The sequence below is a fragment of the Pseudoalteromonas sp. S1727 genome (assembly GCF_005886375.1).
GTDB classification, from domain to species: domain Bacteria; phylum Pseudomonadota; class Gammaproteobacteria; order Enterobacterales; family Alteromonadaceae; genus Pseudoalteromonas; species Pseudoalteromonas haloplanktis.
Window position 1 is genome coordinate 1 of record NZ_PNDT01000160.1, and the last position, 497, is coordinate 497.

Here is a 497-nt window from a genome sequence, read left to right on the forward strand (position 1 = left end):
ATATGTAAATACTAATGTGAGTTCCCTGAACGCACAAAGACAGTTAAGTAAATCTAGTAATTCACTCGATACTTCATTCCAACGTCTATCATCAGGTCTACGTATTAATAGTGCGAAAGATGATGCGGCAGGTATGCAAATCGCCAACCGTTTAACCAGTCAGGTTAATGGTTTAAATCAAGGTAACCGAAATGCAAATGATGGTATTTCACTTGCACAAACTGCAGAAGGTGCATTAGACGAAGTAACATCAATGTTCCAACGTATGCGCACACTTGCCCAGCAAGCATCGAATGGTACAAATACAGATGAAGACCGTTTAGCGATTCAAGATGAAATTCGCTCGTTATCTGAAGAAGTAAATCGAGTCGCAGAGGATACTACATTTGGTGGTCAAAACCTTCTTGATGGCACTTACTCGGCTAACTTCCAAGTAGGGGCTGATGCAGTTCAAAACATTAGTTTTAGTATGGAAACAATTGGTAATTCAACCGTTC

The 497-nt window shown here is 40.0% G+C and carries 1 protein-coding gene; it reads left to right on the forward strand.

Going from position 1 to position 497, the window contains the following annotated elements; genetic code table 11:
• A partial coding sequence (locus tag CWB85_RS21170; protein WP_502705321.1) for a flagellin N-terminal helical domain-containing protein occupies positions 1–497 on the forward strand: 497 nt, incomplete at both ends.